Below are 24,156 nucleotides of genomic sequence, written 5' to 3'. Positions count from 1 at the left end.
TGATGATTAAAGTTATGATAATAAGAGTGGCACCTGGCCAATACCATAGTGAGAACGTGGTACCATTAAATAAGTTAGTAAAAAATGTTGTATAAACAACGCATAAATTAACTATACTTAAAATGATTGATAATAAATATAAGATGCGAGTTGATTTCATGATGTCTGTCCTTTCTAATCATGTATTTATATTAAGATAATATTATATAATTTTGTTGTTCAGTTTGTAAATAGATTTAATGCGTCATTTATATTTTTATGTAAAGTGAGCTTCAGTAAGATATATAAACAAAAATGTTTGATGAAGGAGAAAAATAGATGAATGAGAGAAATGAAGTTATTAACAAGTTACTAGAGCGTGCAGATATTCATGAAGGTATGCGTGTACTAGATATTGGATGTGCTACTGGTGAAGTAACACAATTAATCGCCGAACGCGTAGGTGCACAAGGAGAAGTTATTGGTATCGATATGAATGAAGACTTATTGGCTAAAGCAATTGAAGGAAATGCATATCAAAATGTCAGTTATCAGTTACATGATATTTATCAATTACCCGAGACGTTAGGTCAATTTGATGCAATTGTTGGTCGACGCGTATTAATGTACTTGCCTGATGTGAAACAAGCTTTATCTGTATTAAAAGGATTTTTAAAACCTGGCGGGCAATTTTGTTTTCAAGAGAGTGATGCGATTAATGGAGGAACGGGTGCAGATCAATTACCAAACCATCAAACAGCAATACAGTGTATTTGGGACACTGTTGAAAAAGAAGGTGGAGATATTCATATTGGACAAAAACTATATCAATTATTTAACGAAATAGGTATGCGTGATATAGATTACTTCGCTGAAGCGGTGATTCATACTTCTGAAAATAATGTTTTAGAATGGCTAGTGGGAATGATGTTACCTAGAATGAAAGCACACCAAGTAGTGGAAGAGGATTTTTCAATCGATACATTTAAAGACAAATTAAATCAAGAAGCGAATCAAAATCCAGCTGCTTTTATACGAGATATGGCCTTTGCCATAACAGGAAAAATCAAAGGTTAATAAACAAGATAGAGGCTAGAACCCGCAAAATGGGTTCTAGCCTCGTTTATATATTAAAAGTTATGTTTAAGATACATTCGCGTATGTGACATATCCATTTTGTACAACAAAAACAATATGCCCTTTACCTACTTGATAGCTATATAAGCCGTCGCCTTTCTTCTTAGTAGGACCATTTAATGGATTTTGGAAATCGTAGTGATTACCATATTTTTGTTTCACTTGTTTTAAAGTAATTGTATTTGGTTTGATTTTAAATTCTACATTATTTGCTTTGTGGTTTTTATATTGTTGGAAATTTTGATCATAAATATCTTTAGAATTATTAGGTGCCTGATACTTACTATTTACTTTCACACCATTGAATTCTACGTTACCTGCTTTTAGTCCATTGTAAAAAGATGAACTTAATACAAAATTGCCACCAGAAGCGGTATAACCATTATATTTATACCAATATTGAGATGAAGCAGCATGAGCTTCGTGAGATGATACATTGTCTGCAGAAACACTTACTCCTAATGCAGTGCCGAGAATAATACTACTAGCAACAAAAGTTTTTGTTAATTTCTTCATAAAGCATCACTCCTATATGATTTTGGTAGTGAAAACGCTACCTCTTTTAATTTACAATATTATTATAAGATATTCAAACTTAAAGTATAAATTTATTTTCGTTTATTTTATTTAATGATATATAGTACATCAATCATTTATATCTATATTGTGAAATATTTTGTTTCGCGTCTATATTTATATAAAAATATAGTATAGTCTGTATGTATAAAGTATTTTTGCAATAAATGTAAATTTATGTATATTTAAATTAAATCATTAACTAAACAAAGGGGACTTATTAGTGAAGAAATTGTTATTTTTAAGTGGGACAGCACTTTTATTATTGGCAGCGTGTAATAATGATGACTCATCAAGTGAAAACAAAGGTGCATCAAATGTAGAAGATAGTCAAAAGAGTGAAAATAGTAGCAAAGGGGATAATTCTAAATCATCTTCTAGTAAAGACAGCTCAAATAAAGAAAGTAATTCAGATAGTTCGAAAAGTTCATCTAGTAATGACATAGCTAACTTATCTGAGAAAGAGAAAGTAGCTTTAGTATTTTTAGCGAATGAATCAGGTAAATATGCGTTAACTAAGAATGATATTTTGACTGGTAGATATAAAAACCTATCTACAGAAGGAGATAAAACTGAAAAATTAGAGCACTTCGCGGTTAGTAGGGAGATGGAAAATATTTCTAATGCACCAGAAGGTATGGAGTTTTATGTTGTATCACCTTCTGTAGGAAATTTCGCATCAATCATTGGTGTTAGTAACGATAAAATTTTCATCGGTGCAACGCAAAGCCAAATACCTACTTATAAAGATGCTTTGAAAGTTGGAGAAGAACACGACACTAAAGAAGTCTACGAAAAATATAAAGATTCTAGTGAATTTGAATCAGTAGCTAACAAGATTAATATTTATGATAAAATGCCAACATACTCAGATGATGACGATGAAGAAAGTGATGACGATTCAAGTTCAGATGATGATAGTTCATCAGATAGTAGTTCTGATTCTGAAGAAGTTACACGTGATAACGTCATTGATAAAGTAGAATCCTACGAAGGAGAAAATTTAGATACAGATGAATATACATTTAAAGAACCTGAAAAAACAAGCGATGGTAAATGGGGATTCTCATATGACGATAAAGACGGTAATTTAGCAGGATCATATACTGTAGATGTTGATGATGGCTATGTGACGAAATATGATGAAAATGGTGACAAAATAGGATCAGGTTATTAAGTTTTAATGCAACTCATAATAATGTATAAGAAGTATGTACCTTATAATCAACGACTTCTATAAGAAAGGATTAAATGAAATATGTTTGAAGCGCCTGTTATGGAATGGTTTATAACATCCCTCATTGTATTTGTAATTATTTTATTAGCTGTAGAATTAATCAATTCTATAAGTAAAAATAAGAAAAGAATAATGGACATAGCAATAGAGTTAGACAGTTGGGTAAAATATTGTTTGAGTTTGGCTTATGTTGTCCTTATTTCAATAGGTATCTACGAATTCACGTTTTATTTTATGTTAGAAGCAGCAACACTTTGGGCAATTGTATTTCCAGTTACAATCATTGTCATATTTACACCATACTTACTTTTATTTTTACCATTATTTAAATATACAAGTACTTGGGGAATATTTCCCATTATATTGTGGAGTATGGTCAGCGCATTACCTTTAACTTATGGTATAAATCTATTAATAACTTCAAAAATGAGAACTACTGAATCTGATGTAGTCGCTTATACTAACGGTGAGGAAGTCTTTAAGTATGTCGGTGGCGCTTCGTTGGTTATAGTAGCAGTAACAGCCATGGTATTGATTATTATTAAATCAGTAACAAAAAAATATACAAAAGAATTAATTAGTGAAGAATAATAAAAAACCATCTCCCAATTGCGAGTTTAGCCGCATTTTTGGGAGATGGTTTTATTCTATGAATGTTACGCTTTTTTGTTACCAGGCATTGGGATGTGTAAGTGCATTAAATCAAATTTTTTAATTAATGTGCCAATAATGTAAGCGAGTATTAAGCTAGTAATTGCTACGGCAATAATTGTTATAGCGGATGATACTGGATTATTAAAGCCAAATAGTACAATGGCACCTGCAATAGGCGTTGCCATACCAGTTACGCCTATTTTTAGACCGCTAAATGTGATAATGCAAGCATTGACCATACCTATAATAGCGTTGGTTCCGTATAATACGGACGCATATTTTACAATTAAATCAATTTGTGTCAATGGTTCTATAAAGACGGCGAAACGATTTGGTTTTTCGCCAATTTTTAAAATATTGAATAGCGTAAAGTTTACAAATGATGCGCCGGTACAAGTAATCGCACCGATAGCCATTGGTAGACCAGTTAGACCTAAAATACTTGCAAGTACCATTGAGCTTAATGGTGTCATACTTGTTACTGGAATAATAAGACCTAATATAATTGCTAATGCATAAGGACTACTATCGCCAACTGAGTTAACAGCGCCGGCAATTTGGTTTAATACGGCTGTGACTCCTGGATTGATTAGAGAAGCGAGTCCATAAACTAATGCTGGTGCAATGAGTATAACTACGATTAAATCTAAACCTTCTGGTACTTTCTTTTGAATAAATTTAATGATGAATGCAACAATATATGCAGCGATAAACGCTGGTAATAAACTGAAATCTTTTAATACTAGACCTACAATAATAGCGAATACTGGTGATACGCCTAAATTGATACATGTGAGTATACCCACTGCGATACCACCTAGACTACCTGCAAGATCCCCGATGTCTTGTAAGAATTTAATATGTAAGATACCACCTATGGCATAGCTTAAGAATGCTTGGGGAAGGAATGTCGCACAAGCTGCACCTGATAATGCTTGTAAGCCTTCCTTACCGTATGGTGCAAATTTTAAAAATAAAGTCATTATAATTAACACGGCGACAAGTGTTCCAACGCCTAAAATAATATTCATGTATATTAACCCCTTTAGTACAATTTAAATACCATCTCTATAAAAAATCATTTCACAATTGTAACATAATGTTCAAAAAATTAAATCGCCCACAAATAATTATTATTAAATATTTAATCTTTTTGAAAATTCAAATTCAGAATTCGAGTTGTAAATCTATATAGAAGTTAAAAAAGTATACAATTCGTTTGGAAATCATTTGTTTATTTTTACAAAATAAATGTTTTAACAATATAGACATAAAATATAACAATTTACATGTATAAATTTATGTTTTGGGGTATATAATATACACAACAGAGGGGGAGATTCTTATGAAATTTTTCAAATTAGATTATCAACACAATAAAGATATTGTCGACGATAATGTTCTAACTATGTTTGTTATTGCTAAAAATAAAGATGAAGTAGAAGAATTTGCTAAAAAATTAGGCTACGCAGTGGAAAACATTAAAAAATTAAGTCAAAAAGAATTTGACCACGAAAAAGAAGTCACTGAACATTATAGATTGGAACATGCAGATCAATATTTATAACGTTTAAGTGCAACAAGTAAAGTAATAAAAGGGGTAAGCTGTAGATTGCTAAATATTGGCAGACTACAGCTTTTTATATATCACTAAAAAACTTATAATTATAGAGTTATTGATTGATATATCAAGTTAAATTCACATTGAATAATATAAAAACGAAAGGTGAATTACTATGAGAGAAATTGAAAAACTTGATAAAGGTATGCCGTATCATTTTGATGATAAAGAAGTAGCAGAGCGTAAAGCAAGAGCTGCGCAATTATGCCAAGAATTTAATACCATTCCAGCTACAGATCCAGAACAACAGGAAAAGAAAATTCGTGAAATATTAGGTTCAGCTGGAGATAACATTTCTTTTCAAGCTACATTCAATTGCGATAATGGAAGAAATATACATGTAGGGCATGATGTATTAACTAATTATAATCTTACTATTTTGGATATTGCACCAGTAACAATAGGTAATCATGTCATGATAGGTCCAAACGTCGATATTTATACTGTTAATCATCCTTTGAGTGCAAAAGGCAGACGAGAATATTTAGCACAAGCAAGCCCAGTTAATATAGGAAATGATGTTTGGATAGGAGGCAAGGTAACTATTACACCAGGTGTTACGATAGGTGATAATGTAGTTATTGCGTCAGGTGCAGTAGTAACAAAAGATATACCTGATAACTCACTTGCAGCAGGTGTACCGGCTAAAGTCATTAAACAATTAGAAGAATAGAGGCATAAACAGTTTTAATGAATCGCTAATTTCTGCAGTGAAGAATAAATCGGCTAATAATAAAGTTTTGAAAAGCTATACGAAAAAGGTCTGTTTAAATATGTAAAATCAATTATTAAGTGCATTAAAATGTAATTTTATACATTTATGTGTAATGATGAACCATTATTGTCTAATTTTTAAAAATTTTCTTGTTATTTACATTTTTCCTTTACAAAATATAATGTATAATGAACAAAAAATAACTAGGAGAATAAACAGACATGATGAAAAACAAATTGACATTAAAAGAGAATATTTTTATCGGATCAATGCTATTTGGTTTATTCTTTGGTGCAGGGAATATCATATTTCCAATTCATCTAGGACAAACAGCAGGATCAAACGTATTTATAGCCAATTTAGGCTTTTTAATTACAGCCATTGGGTTACCATTTTTAGGTATCATAGCAATCGGTATGTCTAAAACAAATGGCATTTTTGAAATTACTTCAAGGGTAAGTAAAACGTACGCATACATATTTACAATAGGTCTATATTTAGTAATCGGACCATTCTTTGCTTTACCTAGGTTAGCAACGACATCATTTGAAATTGCATTTTCACCATTTATCTCACCAGGTGCTGCGAAGATTTATTTACCAGTTTTTAGTATTATTTTCTTCTTATTAGCATGGTTCTTTGCGAGAAAACCATCTAAAATTTTAGATTACATAGGGAAATTTTTAAATCCTGTATTTTTAATCTTATTAGGTATCGTTGTTGTCTTAGCCTTTATCCATCCATTAGGTGGATTAACTAATGCGCCAGTAAGTGCGAATTATAGTAAGAGCCCACTGCTCAAAGGATTTATTGATGGTTATAATACTTTAGATGCATTAGCGTCACTAGCATTTGGTATTATCATCGTAACAACGATTAAAAAGTTAGGTATTACAAATCCTAATAGTATTGCTAAAGAAACAATTAAGTCAGGAACAATCAGTATTGTATTAATGGGTATCATATATAGCTTACTTGCGTTTATGGGTACAATGAGTATCGGTAAATTCAAAGTGAGTGAAAATGGGGGTATCGCATTAGCACAAATCGCGAGACATTATCTTGGAGATTACGGCATCATTATCCTATCATTGATTGTTATTGTGGCATGTTTAAAAACAGCTATTGGATTAATCACAGCCTTTTCTGAAACGTTTACTGAGTTGTTCCCGAAACGTAGCTACTTAATGTTTGCGACAGTAGTCAGTATTTTAGCATGTGTATTCGCTAACGTTGGTTTAACGAAAATCATTATGTATTCAACACCTGTATTGATGTTCATTTATCCATTAGCGATCACAATTATTTTATTAACATTAATTAGTCCATTATTTAACCACTCAACTATTGTTTATAGATTCACGATTTTCTTCACTATGATTGCTTCATTCATTGACGGAGTTAAAGCAAGTCCAGAACCATTTTTAAAAACATCATTTGCTAAATTCGTTATTTCATTAGGTGAAAAATACCTACCATTCTTCGATATTGGAATGGGATGGATTTTACCAGCATTGGTTGGCTTTATTATTGGCTTCATTGTTTACAAAGTTCGTTCAAATAAATCTTCAACAAATGAATAGAATTCTAAGAGTGTATCGCGTCTATCCTTAATAAGATAGGCGCGATTTTTTATATCAATTAAACAAATATTCATTAATATTATATGCGAAATAAAGAAGGCTTAAATAAATATTTATTTTTACTTAATAATGAATTAATAATCATTAATTAAGCTTAATCTAACGAAAATCTAAAGGATGGTTAATATGGAAATGGTAAAGTCTAAGCAAGATTTATACAGAATTATTGATGATTCTGATAAGCAACAGACTTCTAAAATGTTACTTTTAATGGTATTGGGAACGATATTTTTAGATGCATATGATATTACCATTTTAGGAACAATGACTGATCAAATTACAAAAGAGTTTCATTTATCTCCCACAATGTTATCCATTGTGATGACATCTTTACCTGTAGGTGCATTGATAGGTGCGATTTTTGGAGGGAGTTTAGCACACCGTTTTGGGAGAAAAAGAGTCCTTTCTATTTCTCTTTTAATTCTTATCGTTACATCATTATGTGCAGCCATATCACCTAATTTATTTATGTTGTTAATTAGCCGATTTTTAATGGGAATCGCTATTGGTATGGATAGTCCAGTTGCCTTCACATTTATTGCAGAAATTAGTAATAAAGTACAAAGAGGTCGTAATGTTAATTACTGGCAAGTTGTATGGTACATCGCTATTGTAATATCTTCATTAGTGGTCATTATGTTTTCTTATTAGGTGTTGGAGAACTCTTATGGAGAATGGCAGTTGCATTTGTAGGGGGTATTGCCCTCATATTATACATTATGAGATTGAAATACTTGAAAGAAAGTCCGACATGGATTGTTAATCATTTATCTCTTAAAAAAGCATCACTATATATTCAAAAGCATTATGATGTTCAAATTCAATTAGTAGATAACGAAACAGATGTTAAAGAAGTAGACACAGCTAAGGCTGACTATAAAAGACTTTTAAAGCCGCCATACTTAAAAAGAATTACACTAGCAACAGCAATTTCTACCTTACAAGGAATGCAGTATTATGCGGTTGGTTTATATATCCCTATAATTGCAAAATATATGATAAGTGAAGATAAGCTAGGTGTGCTACTTGGGACTGGAATTGTTAATATTGCTGGTATTATTGGTGCTTATTTAGGAGCACAATATACCTATCGGATAGGTACACGTAAACTCACAATGATAGGCTTTGCTATTGTACTCTTTGTCATGATTATGACGGGATTATTATATAGTGTTATGCCTATGATAATTAATTCATGTTTAATCGCACTATTCTTATTTGGACATGCAGGGGGACCAGGCACACAAGGTAAAACGATAGGAGCAATGTCATTTCCAACGCAATTACGTTCACAAGCGACAGGAATTGTAGAATCAGTAAGTAGAACAGGTAGTATTATTGGTACGTTCATATTCCCAATTATTTTAGCAACTGTAGGTTTAAATCAAACCATGTTAATTATTGGTCTTGTACCTTTAATAGGTTTAACAATTACGTTCGTACTGAAATGGGAGCCAGTCGGAAAGAATGTTGAGAATGAACTGTCTAATTAATGCAGACAAAGGGGCTAATTGGGGGAGATGCTTGTATATAACTGTCAGAAAGGGATTAATCGACTGGGGGTAAGTGTTCGGTTTGTCTGAAGTTAGTGTGCCGGAAGTCTAAAAATCTACTTTTCTTCAGTGTGCTATTCCCCTCCCCTATCTAGATTGATATGGCAGATCATTAATAATAAAGAAGACCTTCTCATTGCACATAAAATGCAATAAGAAGGTCTTTAGTTATAATTCAGATATTAGATTATATATCGCTCATTTCAAATATGAGAGCAAAATCTTTATTATTTAGTTAAAAATTCTGAAGTTGTTGTTACTGAAGCGAAGTTTGATAATGCTGAAATATATGCAGTTTGAACATTTTTAGCATCGACTGTTTCGCCATTATACTCTAAATCACAAGTAGCAGTTGTATCTTCAACTAGAATAGGTTGATAGCCAAGTTCAGCCGCAGCTCTTGTTGTAGAATCAATGCACATATGTGTCATCATACCTGTAATCACAAGTTGTTCAACACCTTGTTCTTTTAAAGTGTCTTGTAAAGTTGTACCTAAAAAGCTATTAGGATATTGCTTTTCAATGATAATATCATCAGATTGTACGTTGAATTTTTCATGAATTTCAATACCATTAGTACCTGCTTCAAATAAAGGTGCACCTTCAGTATGATCAATATGTTGAATATAAATAACAGGTAATTGTTGTTCTTTAAATGCATCTTTCAATTGAACCGCTTTGTCAGTAGCAGCTTCAGGATTAATAAGTGGATTTTTACCACCTTCAAAGTAATCATTTTGTATATCTATAATAATGAGTGCTTGTTTTTTCGCCATTTTATCTCTCCTCAACGTTTTGTTAATTCTAACGTATTTAACTTTAAATAATAAATAAAAGCAATTGTGTCTAAATTGTGAGCAAACCTCTTGAAAATTTTGTCAAAAGTATTACAATGGTATCTGTAACGTAATTGAAAACGCTTCTTAATTAGAAGAAGGTGAGTCAAATAGATAAAAGAAAAAAAGAGCAAGCCTTTGCTAATCTTGTACGCGCCTATCGCAAAGAACATGTGGGTAAAGGCCCTGAAAAAATCAATGTTGATTTTAAAGACAATTGGGCAATAGCTTTTATGCAAGGCGCATTAAGTAAAGTTGAAAACTTTTACTTGCGTGATGAACGTAATGAAGAAATGTTACGTCATGCACGAACACAAGAAGTAAAGCGTCTATATGATGAGGTCAATCCTGATGAGATGGAAGAACTTGTCGGTGCTAAATTTGTAAAACTATTTACAGATGTTGATTTAGCTGCTGATGAAGTAGTATCAATATTTGTTTTCGATAAATCAATAGAATAAGCGTGCTGGTGTAAGGTACCTGGTGCTGTTTGCTAACTACGCTTGAATAAAATTAATTATTCAAGGGGGTGATATGTGCAAATAGTAGCAGGTATTTTTGTGTATTAAGAAGTAATTTAAATTTTAAATAAAAAATTTTATAGGAGTGTATTATTTTATGAAAATAGTAGCATTATTTCCAGAATATGTAGAAGGCGAAGAAAATCAAATTTTAAATACTAAAAAAGCAATTGGCTTAAAACCATTTTTAGAAGAAAAAGGACATGAATTAGTTATCTTAACAGATGGTGAAGCTGACTTAGATAAACACTTAGCAGATATGGATATTGTTATTAGTGCACCATTCTATCCAGCATATATGACTAAAGAACGTCTTGAAAAAGCACCAAACTTAAAATTAGCAATTACAGCAGGTGTCGGTTCTGACCATGTTGACTTAAAAGCAGCTAGTGAAAACAATGTGGGTGTTGTAGAAGTAACAGGTAGTAATACAGTAAGTGTTGCCGAACATGCTGTTATGGACTTATTAATCTTACTACGTAATTATGAAGAAGGTCATAGACAATCAGTTGAAGGTGAATGGAACCTTTCTAGAGTTGGTAATGACGCACATGAATTACAAAATAAAACAATCGGTATCTTTGGTTTCGGTAGAATTGGTCAATTAGTAGCTGAACGTTTAGCACCATTTAACGTAACAATTCAACATTATGACCCAATCAACCAAAAAGATAATGAACATTCAAAATTTGTAGACTTTGAAACATTAGTATCAACAAGTGATGCAATTACTATTCATGCACCACTTACACCAGATACAGATACACTATTTAATAACGATGTGTTAAGTAAAATGAAAGAAGGTAGTTATTTAGTTAACACAGCTAGAGGTAAAATTGTAGATACAGAAGCATTAGTAAAACAATTAGAATCTAAACACATTCAAGGTTATGCTGGCGACGTATGGTATCCACAACCTGCTCCTGCAGATCACCCTTGGAGAAATATGCCTAGAAATGCAATGACTGTACACTATTCAGGTATGACATTAGAAGCACAACAACGTATAGAAGAAGGTACAAAAGATATTTTAAATCGTTTCTTTAACAATGAACCATTCCAAGACAAAGATGTGATAGTTGACGGAGGTCAAATCACAAGCGCAAGCTATAACGCAAAATAATTCACACAACACCATAGCCATGGATATTACCTTTTCCCATCTCCCTTAAAAAAATATAAATCTATAATAGAGAAACATTGTTTACCCCTGGACAATGTTTCTCTATTTTTATTATTTAGCATCGATTACAAATTGGTTGTAATTTAGGTTTATCTTTTTCATAATAAACGGATAGATGTCCACATATTAATTGGAATGAGCAAAACTAGACTTTAGTTATAAATTAAAGGAGATAGATTATGTTATTCGAAAGAAATAAACCATTTACGAACGAAACATTACTTGATAAAGAAAATATATTAGAACTGATTCAATTTGAAAGATTTTGTCGTGATAACAGTCTTTGGGACAGTATGTATCAATGTTTTTCAGAAGATTCAACGGTAAATATTTCGTGGTTTAAAGGGTCAGGCGCTGAATTTGTAGAATCATCAAAAGAAATGAATCGTTATGCACCGCATCAAATTTATAATTCACAGATTTGGATTAATCAACATAGAGCAGTTGCAATTATGCAGGCAACAATCCAAGCACGATTACCTATTGAGGATGTTCAAATGCAACTCAATTCAGATGCGAAAATTGTGTATGGATTAGTTAAAGAAGGAGACACTTGGTATATCCAAAATATGGAATGTGTCTATGAAAAAGATAGTCTTACACCTGTCGTACCTTCAACGATTACTATTCCAGACGAACAGTTACAAGCATATCGTTCAAGTTATGCATGCTTAAGTTATTGCCTAAATTACATTGGTTATAGTGTAAATCATGAATTACAAGGTATAGATTGACCAGAGCAATTGAACGATTATTATCAACGTTTAGATCAATGGTTAACTTATCAAAACGACACGATATAAATAAAGGAGTATTAAAGATGAAAAAAATAGACTTACATTCACATTATCTTTCACCAGGATTTGTGAAATTTTTAGATGATTATTTTGATGGTAAAGGTGACGGTGTACCAACGCCTTCATTTTCAATAGATAGTTATTTAAAGTTAATGGAAGATGAAGAGATAGATTATAGTGTATTATCAATTTCAAGCCCACATTTAAGTGCTGCACCAGATAAAGAAATGCTTGAGTTAACTGAAGAAGCGAATACCTATGCTGCTGAGATGGTAACAGCGCATCAAGATAAATTAGACTACTTCGCATCATTACCTCTACCTTTAGTAGAAGAGAGTATTCAAATGATCGACCGTGCCTTAGATGACCAACATGCATTAGGGTTTACATTACCAACCAATGCACGAGGTATTTATTTAGGTGATGATCGTTTAGATAAAATACTTGCTAAACTAGATGAACGTCACGCATTAGTAGCAATTCATCCTAATGAACCTAAACCAGTTAATGATTCAATTAAAGAAAAAATACTATCACCATTGATGGAATTTTTCTTTGATACGACACGTACTATTATTTTCATGAGTCAAAATAATGTGTTTAGTAAATATCCTAATATTAAATGGATTGTGCCACATAGCGGTGCGTTGTTACCAGTTATCGCACAACGTGTGAGCATAGGTAATAAAATGTTTAATGTTGAAAATGGACCGGATGATATAGAACAAGTTATGAAAAACTTATACTTTGATTTAGCCGGTATGGTATTACCTTATCAATTACCAACATTATTAGAAATGGTGGATGAAGATAAAATTGTGTATGGTGCAGATGCGCCTTATACAACTGATGAAGTAATTAAATTATTAGCGAATCAGCTTGAATCTACAGATCAATTATCTAATGAACAAAAAGAAAAATTCTTATATAACAATGCAAGTAAATTGTTAGGATTTTCAAATAAATAATAGTATTTAAAAAAGGAGCGTTCCGATTGGAATGCTCCTTTTATATTTTGAATAAGTTATGACAATAAATCAGAATAAATCTTTTGTCCTCTTAATATTTCATCAATTATACATGATAGTGCTATACTTGAGTAAAGCGTTTTCCTAAAAATTTGGTCATTATAAAAAATATAGATAGAGGTGTTCAATAATGAATTTAGTCGCAATACTTATTGGTTTAGGACCACTAATTGGTTGGGGTCTATTTCCAACTATAGCTTCAAAATTCGGTGGTAAACCAGTAAACCAAATTATAGGTGCTACGGTCGGAACATTAATTTTTGCCATTGTGTTCTTTGCATCGACAAGTCATAGTTTCCCAACAGGTATGGATTTATTCTTTGCACTGTTATCAGGCGCAGGGTGGAGTTTTGGTCAAATCATGACATTCAAAGCATTTGAATACGTAGGATCATCACGTGCAATGCCAGTAACAACAGCATTTCAATTGTTAGGTGCTTCTTTATGGGGCGTCTTTGCACTTGGTAACTGGCCTGGTGTTACAAATAAAATTATCGGATTTATCGCATTAATTGTTATTTTAATTGGTGCGCGTATGACAGTTTGGGATGAGCATCCAGAAGCAACAAATAGCAAATTATTAAGAAAAGCAGTTGTGATTTTATTAATTGGTGAAATTGGTTATTGGTTATATTCAGCAGCACCACAAGCGACAGATATTGGTGGTAAAGCAGCATTCTTACCACAAGCAATCGGTATGGTTATTGTAGCTGTAATTTATGGATTGATGAACATGAAAGAAAGTAATCCATTTACTATGAAAGTAACATGGTTGCAAATTATCTCAGGTTTCTTCTTTGCATTTGCAGCATTGACATATCTTATCTCTGCACAACCAAATATGAATGGTTTAGCAACAGGGTTCGTACTATCTCAAACTTCTGTTGTGCTTGCAACATTAACTGGCATTTACTTCTTAAACCAACGTAAAACATCTAAAGAAATGTTAGTTACTGTCATTGGATTAGTACTTATTTTAGTAGCAGCAACGGTAACAGTATTTATCAAATAATTAAGTGGAGTGAGTTTAATGAAGAAAACAGCATTACTCAATAGTCATGTATCAAAAGCTATCGCAACGATTGGTCATTATGATTTACTAACAGTTAATGACGCGGGAATGCCTATCCCAAATGATGACAGAAGAATAGATTTAGCAGTAACAAAGGAATTACCTAAATTCATTGATGTACTAGAAACAGTATTATCTGAAATGAAGATTCAAAAAATCTATTTAGCTGAAGAAATCAAAATAAATAATGCGACACAGTTAAAACAAATTAAAGATTTGATTGATGATGACGTAGAAATTGAATTTATTCCTCATTCAGAAATGAAAGCATATTTAAGTCACCCATTAAATAAAGGAAATATACGTACTGGTGAAACTACACCATTCTCTAATATCATCCTTGAATCAAACGTAACATTTTAACAAATTGAAATGGAGAGATTGTTATGACGAATAAAGTCGTTATCTTGGGATCTACAAATGTAGACCAATTTTTAACAGTTGAACGATATGCCAAACCAGGGGAAACATTACATGTGGAAAAAGCACAACAATCCTATGGTGGCGGTAAAGGTGCCAACCAAGCTATTGCAACAGCACGTATGAAAGCTAATACGACATTTATTTCTAAAGTAGGTAAAGATGGATTAGCGCAATTTATGTTTGACGATTTTAAAGATGCAGGTATGAATATAGATTATATTTTAGAATCTGAAACTGAATCAACTGGCCAAGCATTTATCACTGTTGACGCGCAAGGTCAAAATACGATTTACGTCTATGGCGGTGCAAATATGGCCATTACACCAGAAGATGTTGTTAGTGCTAAAGAGGCAATTACACAAGCAGATTTCATTGTTGCACAGTTAGAAGTACCGGTACCAGCAATCATTGAAGCTTTCAAAGTAGCAAGAGCAGCAGGTGTAACGACAGTCTTAAATCCAGCACCAGCCAAGGAATTACCACAAGAATTATTGGAATTAATTGATGTGATTGTGCCTAATGAATTTGAAGCAGAAATATTATCAGGCACTCCTGTCACAGATGAAGCGTCTATGGCACAAAATGCGAATTATTTCTTAGGATTAGGTGCAAAAGTGGTCATCATTACTTTAGGAGAACAAGGTACATATTATGCCGTTGAAAATGACTCCGGATTAGTACCAGCTCAAAAAGTAAAAGCTATTGATACAACAGCAGCAGGAGATACTTTTATCGGCGCTTTCGTCAGTCGATTTAATATGGAAGAACGTAACCTTGTAGAAGCCATTGATTTTGCTAACAAGGCAGCCTCACTTACAGTACAAAAATCAGGCGCACAAGCCTCTATTCCTTTAGCAGAAGAGGTAGAATAATCATATAAACCTCTGATAGTCTTCTTTTTGAACGGCTAATCAGAGGTTTTTAATTTCTAAAAAGTATTAATCAAATCAATCATTTGAATTATAAAGAAAGATATCTTATATTTAATAGTACACCGGGTGTACTATTAAATAATTACTTTTGAAATAGGGGCAATAAAATGAATATTAATCAACTAGAACAATCCATTAACCAATTTCATGTTGTAATGATGCACATTAATAAAGAAATCGATGACATGGTTAAAGAAACAGGACTTGATGATGTATTATCAAGAGAACAAATTGAAGCACTTAGAATGATACAAGCTAATGGTTCAATGACTGTTGGAGAATTAGCCACACAGCAAAATATATTTAAGACGGCAGCCTCAAAGAGAATAAATAAACTGCAAGACAAAGGCTATGTAGCGCAAGCACCTTCTGATAATAAGCGAATTAAATTAATCACATTAACTGATGAGGGAGAGAAATTGATTAGTGAAGTTACTTCAAAAATTGCTAATGCTTTGAAATCAAGATTAAATAATGAATTTAGTGAGCAAGAACTTATCGACTTCGTGAATCAACTCGATAAACTAGAACAAGTATTAAGCAGACATCATTAAACATTCATTTAAAGGAGAGATAAAGATGAAAACAGATATGAGGGCAATGGTTATCTATCAATATGGAAATAACCCTGTAACTGAAACACGTATGCCGATACCAAGTATGAATCCAAATGAAGTAAGAGTAAAAATTATAGCAGCAAGTATAAATCCTATAGATTCTAAAATTAGAGATGGTGAGTTACGTATATTATTGAAATATCAATTCCCGCTCATACTAGGAAATGATTTTTCTGGTGTCATTACAGAAGTTGGTAGTAACGTAAAACAATTTAAAATTGGAGACGAGGTATATGGTCGCCCACGTAAAAAGAAAATAGGCACATTTGCAGAGTATATTTCAATTGATGAACATGATATTGCTTTAAAACCAAATAATTTAACTTTTGAAGAAGCAGCGAGTGTACCTCTTGTTGGTCTAACATCATATCAAGCGCTTAATGATATGATGAAACTTAAAAAAAGTGATAAAGTATTAATTCAAGCTGGATCAGGTGGTGTAGGTACATTTGCTATTCAATTAGCTAAAGCAATGGGATTATTTGTAGCGACAACAGCAAGTCCAAAAGGATATGACCTTGTATCACAATTAGGTGCTGATAAAATAATTAATTATAGAGAACAAAACTTTTGGGAAGAAATATCAAACTATGATGGTGTATTTGATACATTGGGTGAAGATAATTTGAATCATTCATTTGAGGTACTCAAGACTGGCGGTACAGTGGCATCAGTTTCAGGTATTCCAACAGCTAAACTAGGACGACGTTTGAAACTTGGATTTGCTAAAACTACCCTATTAGGCTTGGCATCCTTAAAATTATTACTTAAAGCGAAGAAACATCATGTCAATTATGAATTTTTATTTATGGAACCTAGCGGCGAACAGCTTGAAATCATTCGCAACTTAATTGAAAAAGGTCAAATTAAACCAGTTATAGATAGAGTATATGATTTTAAAGATACTCAACAAGCTATTGAATATTCAAATAGCGGTAGAGCTAAAGGGAAAATTATTATTAAGATGGAAGATAAATAGAGAATAGGGAGCCGATACAATGAAAAAAATAATGATAGTAAATACAAGTACTGATGTCTTTGAAGGTACTGAAATACCAACTGGTTTATGGTTAAGTGAACTCGTACATTTTTATAATCAATTTAGAAGTGATGACTACCAAGTCGATTTATTCAACATTACTGGTGGCAACACACCTATCGATCCAGTAAGTCTTGGACGTCTAACATTAGATAAAACGACTAAATCATATTTATATGATGAGAACTTTATGAATTTATTGAAGTATTCACAACCTATTGCTGAAGCGGACCCTAAGCAATATGACGCCATTTATTTTACAGGTGGTCATGGTGTGATGTTTGATTTTCCTGATAATAAAGATGCACAAAATGCAATTAATGAAATTTATAATCATGGTGGTATTGTTTCAGCTGTATGTCACGGCATCGCAGGATTATTAAATGCTAAGAATAGTAAAGGACGTTTCATTATTGATCAACATCAATTGACTGGATTTTCAAATGTAGAAGAAGTGTTGGCCAATCGTAAAAATGTCGTTCCTTTTAAATTAGAAGACGAAATTAAACGTCGTGGCGCACATTATAGTAAAGCTAAATTGCCATTTCGTCCATATGTTGTTGTTGATGGACAAATCGTTACTGGCCAAAACCCACAATCACCAGAACATGTTGCCCGTGAAGTAAAAGCATTGTTAAATAAATAGATTAGAATAAAAAAGAGTACTTGATTATAGTTGAAATCAAGTACTTCTTTATTATGAAGATTAAATGATTAAACTTTTCGATAGCGTTTGAGTCCAATGATATTGAGTAGAATGAAAATAATGATAAATAAACAAAGTATCATTACATCAAACCAAATATGATACCAACCTTGCCCTTTAATCATAATATTTGTTAAAGCGTCACCAGCATATCGAAGTGGGAACAAGTAGCCAATATTACTTAACCAAGGTGTCATGTTTTCTAGTGGAAAGATACCAGAAAAGAACACTTGTGGGATGGCAACGATAGGTATGAATTGAACCATTTGAAATTCTGAATTAGCAAATGTAGAGATAAATATTCCCATTACTAAAGCTGTAATAGCTAGTAAAATATTAATGAGCAAGACATACCCCAGACTACCTGCTAAGTTGATACTTAATAAATAGATTGAAAACAGGACAATGATAAGCGTTTGTATAATAGCGAAAATACCGTAGCCGAATAGATAACCAAAGACAATTTCACTACGTCTGATAGGAGTTGATAACACACGTTCTAAAGTACCTGTCGTACGTTCACGCAGTAGTGCAATTCCTGAAATAAGAAAGACGAAGAAAAATACAAAGAATCCCATTAAAATTGGGAACATTTTATCAAAATAGTTACTATCTTTGTCTCCATATAAATAGCTATTGTCTATTTTAGTATCTTCTGATTGTTTTCCTTTTGCAGCTTGAGGCATAGAATTGATTATCTTTTTAACGTCAGACATTTTATTTTTCTGAATTGACTGATGTAATAATTGTTTAATTGAACCTGATTTACTTGGATCTTCGTTTGTATATGTGACATGCAAAGTATGTTTATCTTGATAAATATAGGCATCTAAATCGTTGTTTTCTATTTTAGATTTAATATTTTTGTCTGAATCAAAGTGTTTAAAAGAAACATCATCATTTTTAATATTATCAGTAACATGGCTTGATACAGAATCGGCAACACCAATTTTCAAATCGGTATCTTCATCAGAATTAAATACAAAATACATGAGTGTGAGAACTAATAAAGGTGCTAAGAACATAAGTGCCAATGTGCGCTTATCTCTTAGTAATTCTATAATGACACGTTGAATGATAGCCATCAGTTTCATTAGTGTTTAACCTCCTCTGCTTTTATAAAGACTTCTTCAATTGTTTTGACTTTGAATTTTTGTTTTAATTCATTAGGTGTTCCTATAGCAAATAGTCGTCCTTCAACTATGAGACCTATTTTGTCACAACGTTCAGCTTCGTCCATTACATGTGTAGTGACAATGACACTTTTACCTTCATGAGTTAAATTTTTTAATTGAGACCAGACCTGTTGTCGCAGCTTAGGATCAATACCGACAGTCGGTTCATCTAGTATGATAAGGCTTGGATTAGCTAATAGTGTAATTGCCAGTGATAATCGACGTTTCATACCACCGGAGAATGTATTAACAGTCTTAGTTAGTGAATTTTCTAAATTGACTAATTGTAAATTTTTACCAATACTCTGTTTTAATTGTTCACCTTTTAATTCTGCTAAATGACCAAAAAAGGTTAAATTCTCTTTAGCTGATAATGATTCATATAGTGCATCAGTTTGTCCCATATAACCAATATGACTCAATACACGTCGATGGGGCATTTTTTTATTAAAAACTTGTGTTGAACCAGAATTTAATTTTTCCATACCTAATAAGCATTTAATTGTTGTTGTCTTACCTGAACCACTTGGACCAATTAGTCCTAATAGTTCTCCTTCATGAATTTCAAGGCTAATATGATCTAATACTTTATGTTTATCGTATATTTTTACTGCATCAGTTAATGCTGCGATTGGCTTTGTCATATTCATTTACCTCCTTATTTGACACTGTGTCTAATTACTGTATATTCAATATAAATCAGATTTACATATAAAAGTATATTAATTGAAAAGTATTAGACAAATCATAAATAGATGTTCAATAAAGTTAGTGAGATGAAGAAAATGGATGAACAAGTGGTTGATAAACGTGTATATAAAACGTTAATGAGAATAGAAAAAGGCATAATTAAGTTATTAGAAAATAAATCATATAATGAAATTACTGTAAAAGGCATTTGTCTTAAAAGTGGTATTAGTAGAGGGACTTTCTATCAACATTATAAAGATAAAGATGATTTTTTATTTAAATATCAGCAAGCAATGATGAAGAAAGGAAAGAAACGCTTAGCGAACATTCACTTTACACATCGTCTTCAATTTTTTGAATATGCTTTGAACTTTTGGCTTAATGAAGGGGAATTATTCCTATTATTGTTAAAAGATAATGGTGCTTATACTATTCATCAAGTAATGAAGCAGAATTTACAGCAAAATATTGAAGTACAGTTAATACCTATCGTCAATACTCAAACATTAACGACTAAAGAAAAATATTTTTTAATTATTTTTATGAGCAATGCAGTCTTTGGTGTTTTACAAGATTGGGTAAAGCGTGGCAGACAAGAATCACCTAAAGAATTAACCTTAATTATTGATAAAATTTTTAACACAGTATTTGCCTAATAAGAATTTAAAATACATCAGTATCAAGGAAATTATTTTTAGAATGGCACTATTTTTATTATGTTACACATATCTATAATAATAAAATAAATTATTAAATACGCGCATAAGATCACCTTACTAAGACACATAGTAAGGTGATTTTTTGTATATAGAATAGACATTTTTGATGGGGTTAATATATCAGTATCTATCCCATATTTAAAGGCACAAATTTAATAAATATATGGAATTTTAATGAAAATTATTATCAATTATATTGACAATAATATCTTAGTCGTATATTATCTTCTTTAAATCGTAATAATTACGATTTATTTCGTGCAACTATTTTGCATTTTTGGATATATAGGTCAGAACTGGCTTATATCAATAAATGTAAAAAGAATTTACAACATAAAGGAGTATTATATGCAACGACAAGTTGTTGAATTTTCTAAGTATAATCCGTCTGGAAATATGACTATTCTTGTACATTCACAACATTGTCCAAGTGACTATGCAAGGATTGCCAATCAACTAATGGCATCTACACATGTATGTTGTGAACAAGTAGGATTTATAGAATCTATGAAGCAAGACAGCGGTGAGACATTTCGTTTGGTCATGAGTGGAAATGAATTTTGTGGCAATGCAACAATGTCTTACATTCAATATTTAAAGGAGCACAAACTACTGACATCAAAACAATGTTATGTCGATGTATCTGGATGTGAAAAGTTAGTACCTTGCACGATACATGATTATCAATTATATGAAGTTGGCATGCCCCAAGCACAGCAAGTATCACAGGAATATTTACATATTGGGCAACAGGTATGGCAAGCGATAAAGGTGACATATGACTCATATGTACATTATGTCATTCCAATAGAAGAGATTTCGCCGTTCATTAAGCATCAAATAGAGCAATATGTTAAAAATCAGCAGTGGGATAATCAATATAAAACCATTGGCATCATGTTATTTCATGTGCAAAAACAATTTCTCCACCCTTTAATTTATATACCAGAAGTGGAAAGTTTAATTTGGGAGAATAGCTGTGGTTCTGGGGCGGCTACTATAGGTGTATTTAATAATTATCAAAGTCAAAATCCGTGTGCTGATTACATTGTATATCAACCAGGTGGCAGTATTTCAGTAACATCTAAGCACTGCCCGACTCATGGATATCGTACTTCAATTAAAGGTAGCGTATCTACTGTTGCATCAGGAAAAGCTTATATAGAACAGGAGACGATGGTAAATTGATGAATTCAAAGATAGAGATAGATCATCTTTTACAACAATACTTAAATCAATTTGAAAAGGTGTATCAAGATGTGATTCAGAATCCAAATGACATTAATAAGTTAGAAACATTGGTTGATAGCTATAGTCAATTCATATTGGATTCAACACAGCAAGAACAATTTGTAGCTTGGCAAGATGAAGAGAGAAAACATCAACTCACGCAACAACTACAAGACATTACAGCACAGTGTGTAAAACAAGTTGAAATGATAAGAGCAAGACGATTGTTAGACGGTAAGACGTCTACCTCAGGATACTTTGACAACATTGAACATTGCATTGATGAAGAGTTTGGACAATGGCGTATATGTAAGGATGATAAATTGTTACTTGTTGGATCAGGTGCGTATCCAATGACATTAATACAAGTTGCTAAAGAAACTGGTGCTTCTGTTATTGGTATCGATGTTGATAGTGAAGCTGTGGACTTAGGTCAACGTGTCGTTAATGTATTAGCACCTAACGAAAATATTGAAATATCAAACAAAACTGTAGATCAAATACCAGATATCAATGAAGTGACACATATTATTTTTAGTTCAACCATACCTGTTAAATATGACATCTTAGACCAACTATTTGAATTAACGAACGATAACGTGGTTGTAGCTATGCGTTATGGCGATGATCTGAAATCGATATTTAATTATCCCTCACAACCAACATTAACGCATCATTGGCAATGTGTTTATCGATTAGTACAAGAGAATCAAATTTTTGATATCGCATTATATCAAAAGCCTTTGTTGAAAGAGGATAAACCGTATGTCTAACGTATTAATTATTGGTAGTGGTCCTGTTGGCGTACAACTAGCACAAATTTGTCATCAATTATCAATTAAAGATATAGATATGGTTGGTCGTGCTACTACATCCGAGAAATCGTTAGCAGTCTATAACGGTTATCAACACGACGGTATGTTCAAAGTTACAACGCAAAATGAAGCTCATAGTCAATTTGCAGGGGAATTCCGAATTCGTCGTTTTTATAAAGACATTCAACATGTGAATCAACTATACGACACAATTATTTTGGCATGTACTGCTGATGCGTATTGTTCTATGCTGCGTCAATTAGATTCCAATACATTGCAAAAGATCAAAGATATTATATTAGTGTCGCCGACGTTCGGTTCGCATATGATGATAGAACAATTAATGAAAGACAAGAATGAGGATGTTGAGATCATTTCATTTTCAACATACCTAGGAGATACAAGAATCATAGACTCGTCCCAACCTCATCGTGTACTTACAACAGGAGTGAAATCGAAGTTATTTGTAGGTTCGAATAAACAATCATCAAAATTAATGAATCAATTACAGCTATTATTTAAGAGATTAAACATAAAGCTTTCAGTGATGAATACACCGTTACATGCGGAAATACGTAATAGTTCATTATATGTACATCCGCCATTGTTTATGAATGATTTTTCATTAAAAGCTATTTTCGAAGGTACAGATGTACCTGTTTATGTATATAAATTATTTCCAGAAGGACCAATTACAATGACGCTAATTAGTGAAATGCGTCAGATGTGGCAAGAGATGATGGCAATTTTACAGAAATTAAGTGTGCCCTCAGTCAATCTTTTGAAATTTATGGTTAAAGAAAATTATCCAGTGAGACCAGAAACGTTAAACGAGGCAGATATCAGTCAATTTGAATCTTTACCTAGCGTAAAACAAGAATATCTACTCTATGTGAGATATTCAGCTATATTAATTGATCCATTTTCACAACCAGATCAAGAGGGTCGCTATTTCGACTTTTCAGCGGTTCCGTTCAAACAGTTATATCAAAACGAAAAGGGTGTCGTACATATACCAAGAATGCCTAGTGAAGATTATTATCGTACAACGGTTATTCAGTCTATTGGTAAAGCTTTAGAAGTGCCTACACCTATGATAGATGAATTGTTGGAGAGATATAAAACGTATTGTCGACATTACCAAAGCCAACATCCACATCAATCACTATCTTCTCAATTTGAGCTTAACCATTTCCAACAGGATATTTCACTCATTACAACTTATTTAGCAATGCAATAGGGATTTTTTAAAGATTTG

At 32.3% G+C, this 24,156-nt stretch carries 24 protein-coding genes and 2 pseudogenes; 21 read left to right on the top strand and 5 right to left on the bottom strand.

The genetic code is table 11. The features are described 5' to 3' along the window. Positions 1-318: 318 nt before the first annotated feature. Positions 319-1,056, top strand: coding sequence for a methyltransferase domain-containing protein (locus GVY01_RS11095; protein WP_017637803.1), 738 nt, complete (start codon positions 319-321; stop codon positions 1,054-1,056). A 66-nt stretch (positions 1,057-1,122) separates the two neighbouring features. Here the strand turns inward: GVY01_RS11095 and isaB are convergent, their stop codons facing one another. Continuing rightward, positions 1,123-1,632, bottom strand: a complete 510-nt coding sequence (isaB, locus tag GVY01_RS11090; RefSeq protein WP_017637802.1) for an immunodominant staphylococcal antigen IsaB family protein — start codon at positions 1,630-1,632, stop codon at positions 1,123-1,125. Between the two features lie 283 nt (positions 1,633-1,915). On the opposite strand from isaB, the gene GVY01_RS11085 reads away from it, so the two are divergent. Next, entirely contained in the window at positions 1,916-2,869 is a 954-nt protein-coding gene (locus GVY01_RS11085; RefSeq protein WP_017637801.1) for a hypothetical protein, read from the top strand. A 99-nt stretch (positions 2,870-2,968) separates the two neighbouring features. Continuing rightward, entirely contained in the window at positions 2,969-3,520 is a 552-nt protein-coding gene (locus tag GVY01_RS11080; RefSeq protein WP_124760282.1) for a hypothetical protein, read from the top strand. 65 nt (positions 3,521-3,585) lie between these two features. On the opposite strand, the gene GVY01_RS11075 is transcribed toward GVY01_RS11080, so the two are convergent. Further along, positions 3,586-4,614 carry a PTS sugar transporter subunit IIC gene (locus GVY01_RS11075; RefSeq protein ID WP_017637799.1) on the bottom strand — a complete coding sequence of 343 codons (1,029 nt, stop codon included), beginning with the start codon at positions 4,612-4,614 and terminating at the stop codon, positions 3,586-3,588. Between the two features lie 314 nt (positions 4,615-4,928). Between GVY01_RS11075 and GVY01_RS11070 the strand changes: the two genes are divergently transcribed. The 4 genes and pseudogenes from GVY01_RS11070 (at position 4,929) to GVY01_RS11055 (ending at position 9,055) form a co-directional block, all read left to right on the top strand. Further along, entirely contained in the window at positions 4,929-5,150 is a 222-nt protein-coding gene (locus GVY01_RS11070) for a hypothetical protein (RefSeq protein ID WP_017637798.1), read from the top strand. Between the two features lie 169 nt (positions 5,151-5,319). After that, on the top strand, positions 5,320-5,877 hold the full coding sequence (locus GVY01_RS11065; protein WP_017637797.1) for a sugar O-acetyltransferase: 558 nt from the start codon (positions 5,320-5,322) through the stop codon (positions 5,875-5,877). 263 nt (positions 5,878-6,140) lie between these two features. Further along, positions 6,141-7,502, top strand: a complete 1,362-nt coding sequence (gene brnQ / locus GVY01_RS11060; protein ID WP_017637796.1) for a branched-chain amino acid transport system II carrier protein — start codon at positions 6,141-6,143, stop codon at positions 7,500-7,502. 186 nt (positions 7,503-7,688) lie between these two features. Next, positions 7,689-9,055: pseudogene (locus tag GVY01_RS11055) on the top strand (MFS transporter). 287 nt (positions 9,056-9,342) lie between these two features. Here GVY01_RS11055 and GVY01_RS11050 read toward each other — a convergent pair. After that, positions 9,343-9,891: a cysteine hydrolase family protein gene (locus GVY01_RS11050; RefSeq protein ID WP_017637795.1), complete on the bottom strand. Its 549-nt coding sequence runs from the start codon at positions 9,889-9,891 to the stop codon at positions 9,343-9,345. 161 nt (positions 9,892-10,052) lie between these two features. Here GVY01_RS11050 and GVY01_RS11045 point away from each other — a divergent pair, with 161 nt between their 5' ends. The 10 genes and pseudogenes from GVY01_RS11045 to GVY01_RS11000 all read left to right on the top strand — a co-directional run bounded on the left by GVY01_RS11045 (position 10,053) and on the right by GVY01_RS11000 (position 18,209). Beyond that, positions 10,053-10,412, top strand: coding sequence for a DUF2294 domain-containing protein (locus GVY01_RS11045; RefSeq protein ID WP_017637794.1), 360 nt, complete (start codon positions 10,053-10,055; stop codon positions 10,410-10,412). 157 nt (positions 10,413-10,569) lie between these two features. Beyond that, positions 10,570-11,595: an NAD-dependent formate dehydrogenase gene (locus tag GVY01_RS11040; RefSeq protein WP_017637793.1), complete on the top strand. Its 1,026-nt coding sequence runs from the start codon at positions 10,570-10,572 to the stop codon at positions 11,593-11,595. A 239-nt stretch (positions 11,596-11,834) separates the two neighbouring features. Then, positions 11,835-12,386 (top strand): annotated as a pseudogene (locus tag GVY01_RS11035) (nuclear transport factor 2 family protein); the annotation flags it as partial. Positions 12,387-12,475: 89 nt separating this feature from the next. Next, a complete protein-coding gene (locus tag GVY01_RS11030) occupies positions 12,476-13,420 on the top strand; it encodes an amidohydrolase family protein (protein WP_017637790.1) in 945 nt (314 codons plus the stop codon). A gap of 190 nt (positions 13,421-13,610) precedes the next feature. Continuing rightward, entirely contained in the window at positions 13,611-14,492 is an 882-nt protein-coding gene (rbsU, locus tag GVY01_RS11025; protein ID WP_017637789.1) for a ribose/proton symporter RbsU, read from the top strand. Positions 14,493-14,510: 18 nt separating this feature from the next. Continuing rightward, entirely contained in the window at positions 14,511-14,915 is a 405-nt protein-coding gene (rbsD, locus tag GVY01_RS11020; protein ID WP_017637788.1) for a D-ribose pyranase, read from the top strand. Positions 14,916-14,938: 23 nt separating this feature from the next. Beyond that, a complete protein-coding gene (gene rbsK, locus GVY01_RS11015) occupies positions 14,939-15,847 on the top strand; it encodes a ribokinase (protein WP_017637787.1) in 909 nt (302 codons plus the stop codon). Between the two features lie 167 nt (positions 15,848-16,014). After that, positions 16,015-16,461 carry a MarR family winged helix-turn-helix transcriptional regulator gene (locus GVY01_RS11010; RefSeq protein WP_017637786.1) on the top strand — a complete coding sequence of 149 codons (447 nt, stop codon included), beginning with the start codon at positions 16,015-16,017 and terminating at the stop codon, positions 16,459-16,461. 37 nt (positions 16,462-16,498) lie between these two features. Then, positions 16,499-17,503 (top strand): NADP-dependent oxidoreductase, encoded by a 1,005-nt coding sequence (locus tag GVY01_RS11005; protein ID WP_026083512.1) that lies wholly within the window; start codon positions 16,499-16,501, stop codon positions 17,501-17,503. A 19-nt stretch (positions 17,504-17,522) separates the two neighbouring features. After that, positions 17,523-18,209, top strand: coding sequence for a type 1 glutamine amidotransferase domain-containing protein (locus GVY01_RS11000; protein ID WP_017637784.1), 687 nt, complete (start codon positions 17,523-17,525; stop codon positions 18,207-18,209). Positions 18,210-18,277: 68 nt separating this feature from the next. Here the strand turns inward: GVY01_RS11000 and GVY01_RS10995 are convergent, their stop codons facing one another. Then, the gene (locus GVY01_RS10995) at positions 18,278-19,363 is read right to left on the bottom strand and encodes an ABC transporter permease (protein WP_017637783.1); all 1,086 of its coding nucleotides are present in this window, start codon (positions 19,361-19,363) and stop codon (positions 18,278-18,280) included. Next, on the bottom strand, positions 19,363-20,088 hold the full coding sequence (locus GVY01_RS10990; protein WP_017637782.1) for an ABC transporter ATP-binding protein: 726 nt from the start codon (positions 20,086-20,088) through the stop codon (positions 19,363-19,365). The genes GVY01_RS10995 and GVY01_RS10990 overlap by 1 nt, the downstream gene beginning before the upstream one ends. 141 nt (positions 20,089-20,229) lie before the next feature. Between GVY01_RS10990 and GVY01_RS10985 the strand changes: the two genes are divergently transcribed. The 4 genes from GVY01_RS10985 (at position 20,230) to cntM (ending at position 24,138) form a co-directional block, all read left to right on the top strand. Next, the gene (locus tag GVY01_RS10985; RefSeq protein WP_017637781.1) at positions 20,230-20,790 is read left to right on the top strand and encodes a TetR/AcrR family transcriptional regulator; all 561 of its coding nucleotides are present in this window, start codon (positions 20,230-20,232) and stop codon (positions 20,788-20,790) included. 411 nt (positions 20,791-21,201) lie between these two features. Continuing rightward, positions 21,202-22,041, top strand: a complete 840-nt coding sequence (gene cntK, locus GVY01_RS10980; protein WP_017637780.1) for a histidine racemase CntK — start codon at positions 21,202-21,204, stop codon at positions 22,039-22,041. Continuing rightward, positions 22,041-22,856: a staphylopine biosynthesis enzyme CntL gene (cntL, locus tag GVY01_RS10975; protein ID WP_017637779.1), complete on the top strand. Its 816-nt coding sequence runs from the start codon at positions 22,041-22,043 to the stop codon at positions 22,854-22,856. The genes cntK and cntL overlap by 1 nt, the downstream gene beginning before the upstream one ends. Then, positions 22,849-24,138 carry a staphylopine biosynthesis dehydrogenase gene (gene cntM, locus GVY01_RS10970; RefSeq protein WP_017637778.1) on the top strand — a complete coding sequence of 430 codons (1,290 nt, stop codon included), beginning with the start codon at positions 22,849-22,851 and terminating at the stop codon, positions 24,136-24,138. Before cntL ends, cntM begins: the two co-directional genes overlap by 8 nt. The last annotated feature ends 18 nt before the right edge of the window (positions 24,139-24,156 follow it).

Source organism: Staphylococcus sp. 8AQ (assembly GCF_902506595.1).
GTDB classification, from domain to species: domain Bacteria; phylum Bacillota; class Bacilli; order Staphylococcales; family Staphylococcaceae; genus Staphylococcus; species Staphylococcus pasteuri.
Note: the sequence above shows the minus strand (reverse complement) of the source record. Positions and strands in the feature narration are given on the sequence as shown.

Coding starts and splice junctions, on each gene's coding strand:
- cntK (WP_017637780.1), top strand. CDS start 21,202: ATGCAACGACAAGTTGTTGAATTTTCTAAGTATAATCCGTCTGGAAAT.
- GVY01_RS11065 (WP_017637797.1), top strand. CDS start 5,320: ATGAGAGAAATTGAAAAACTTGATAAAGGTATGCCGTATCATTTTGAT.
- GVY01_RS11080 (WP_124760282.1), top strand. CDS start 2,969: ATGGAATGGTTTATAACATCCCTCATTGTATTTGTAATTATTTTATTA.
- GVY01_RS11000 (WP_017637784.1), top strand. CDS start 17,523: ATGAAAAAAATAATGATAGTAAATACAAGTACTGATGTCTTTGAAGGT.
- GVY01_RS11070 (WP_017637798.1), top strand. CDS start 4,929: ATGAAATTTTTCAAATTAGATTATCAACACAATAAAGATATTGTCGAC.
- rbsU (WP_017637789.1), top strand. CDS start 13,611: ATGAATTTAGTCGCAATACTTATTGGTTTAGGACCACTAATTGGTTGG.
- brnQ (WP_017637796.1), top strand. CDS start 6,141: ATGATGAAAAACAAATTGACATTAAAAGAGAATATTTTTATCGGATCA.
- cntL (WP_017637779.1), top strand. CDS start 22,041: ATGAATTCAAAGATAGAGATAGATCATCTTTTACAACAATACTTAAAT.
- GVY01_RS10985 (WP_017637781.1), top strand. CDS start 20,230: ATGGATGAACAAGTGGTTGATAAACGTGTATATAAAACGTTAATGAGA.
- GVY01_RS11050 (WP_017637795.1), bottom strand. CDS start 9,891: ATGGCGAAAAAACAAGCACTCATTATTATAGATATACAAAATGATTAC.
- GVY01_RS10995 (WP_017637783.1), bottom strand. CDS start 19,363: ATGAAACTGATGGCTATCATTCAACGTGTCATTATAGAATTACTAAGA.
- GVY01_RS11005 (WP_026083512.1), top strand. CDS start 16,499: ATGAGGGCAATGGTTATCTATCAATATGGAAATAACCCTGTAACTGAA.
- rbsD (WP_017637788.1), top strand. CDS start 14,511: ATGAAGAAAACAGCATTACTCAATAGTCATGTATCAAAAGCTATCGCA.
- rbsK (WP_017637787.1), top strand. CDS start 14,939: ATGACGAATAAAGTCGTTATCTTGGGATCTACAAATGTAGACCAATTT.
- GVY01_RS11030 (WP_017637790.1), top strand. CDS start 12,476: ATGAAAAAAATAGACTTACATTCACATTATCTTTCACCAGGATTTGTG.
- GVY01_RS11040 (WP_017637793.1), top strand. CDS start 10,570: ATGAAAATAGTAGCATTATTTCCAGAATATGTAGAAGGCGAAGAAAAT.
- isaB (WP_017637802.1), bottom strand. CDS start 1,632: ATGAAGAAATTAACAAAAACTTTTGTTGCTAGTAGTATTATTCTCGGC.
- GVY01_RS11010 (WP_017637786.1), top strand. CDS start 16,015: ATGAATATTAATCAACTAGAACAATCCATTAACCAATTTCATGTTGTA.
- GVY01_RS10990 (WP_017637782.1), bottom strand. CDS start 20,088: ATGACAAAGCCAATCGCAGCATTAACTGATGCAGTAAAAATATACGAT.
- GVY01_RS11075 (WP_017637799.1), bottom strand. CDS start 4,614: ATGAATATTATTTTAGGCGTTGGAACACTTGTCGCCGTGTTAATTATA.
- cntM (WP_017637778.1), top strand. CDS start 22,849: ATGTCTAACGTATTAATTATTGGTAGTGGTCCTGTTGGCGTACAACTA.
- GVY01_RS11095 (WP_017637803.1), top strand. CDS start 319: ATGAATGAGAGAAATGAAGTTATTAACAAGTTACTAGAGCGTGCAGAT.